This window comes from Pararhodobacter sp. SW119 (assembly GCF_017811755.1).
Taxonomy (GTDB): domain Bacteria; phylum Pseudomonadota; class Alphaproteobacteria; order Rhodobacterales; family Rhodobacteraceae; genus Pararhodobacter.
This window is the reverse complement of the sequence record NZ_JADDJF010000150.1, coordinates 1-1,383: the sequence shown is the minus strand read 5'-3', so window position 1 is coordinate 1,383 and position 1,383 is coordinate 1. Positions and strand designations below refer to the sequence as shown.

Annotated in this window: 1 protein-coding gene and 1 pseudogene; both read left to right on the top strand. The window is 61.3% G+C overall.

Features of this window, described 5'->3' with window-relative positions:
* Positions 1-184 precede the first annotated feature (184 nt).
* Positions 185-388, top strand: a pseudogene (locus IM708_RS20970) (IS110 family transposase); the annotation flags it as partial.
* A 324-nt stretch (positions 389-712) separates the two neighbouring features.
* The coding region (locus tag IM708_RS20965) for an IS110 family transposase (protein WP_209428487.1) at positions 713-1,383 on the top strand (671 nt) is incomplete at its 3' end.

Genomic DNA, 1,383 nt, shown 5'->3' with positions numbered 1-1,383 from the left:
CGCGCCGGATCCTGAGACACCAATTTGCGTCAATGCGACCAGCGGGATTGTGTCCATCAGGTCGCGTCGGAACTAGGCGCGTCAAGGATCAGCCGCTGCGGTAAAAACCGGGTGCTTACGCGCAAAGTTGTAGGCTGCGAGGAAGTCGGCGAGGTGCATACGCAGTTGATCGTGGGTTACGTATCTGCGCCGATTGCTGGTCGTCGGCGCCACCTCGGTGACAAGGCGCGCCGGAACGACCAATACCCGGACCGGCGCCTGGGTCAGATCCCTGCTCGAACGCAAACCAACGCGGCTCGTGGCCGTGGCCATCGCCAACAAGACCGCCCGTACGGCATGGGCACTGCTCGTGAAGGGAGAGAACTACAAGGCCGCACCGGCCATTTGACGAAAGAGAGCTACAAGCGTCGCCGCAACGGCGTCGCGACGAGATGCAAGGGCAGAAGTGAGTGATGATGATCGAACACGACCGCTACCGGGACACCCCGAGGTATTGTCATGGCGTGACAGCTCGTTCCTCTGATAGGGACCCGGCAAGCGGACTTCATCAAGGCCAGCGGTCACTAGCACCGCACACACAGGCCGGACAAATGACCGCAACCTGCTTCGATACACGTCGCTCAAGAAACCCCTTGCAAAACAGGAGCCAATGGTATGGACCCCGCCGCCTTCGCGGGGTGAACTCGACCTTGACCTGCAAAAGGAGGGTATCATGCAGATCGTTCGGATTGGATTGGACCTGGCCAAATATGTGTTCGAGGTTCACGGCGTCGACGCACGCGAGAAAACCGTCTTGCGCAAGACGCTTCGGCGAGAGGCGGTGGCGCAGTTCTTTTCGGAACTTCCGCCCTGCGTCGTGGGCATGGAAGCATCAAACGGGGCGCATTACTGGGCGCGGATGCTTGCCGAGTTCGGCCATGAGGTGCGCCTGATCAGCCCGCAGTTCGTGACGCCCTACGTCAAGTCGAACAAGAACGACCGCAACGATGCGGAAGCGATCTGTGAAGCCATCGGTCGGCCATCGATGCGTTTCGTGCCGCCGAAATCTTCCGAACAGCTTGCCATTCAGGCGGTTCATCGGATCCGTCAGCGGCTGGTGTCGGATCGGACCAGGCTTGTGAACCAGATCCGCGGTCTTCTTGCCGAGCATGGCGTTGTGATCGCCCGCGACATCAGCCGGCTCCGGCACGCGCTCGCGCGGATGGCAAAGGGAGCCGAGGCCGAGATCGACGACATGCTCCGGGACCTTGTGCGGGACGTTCACGAGGAACTCGCTGAACTCGATCGGCGCATTGCCGCGTACAACCGCCGGATCCGGGCCCTCTTCAGCAGCAACCCGGCGTGTCAGCGCATCGGAAAGATCGAGGGGATCGGTCCGATCAC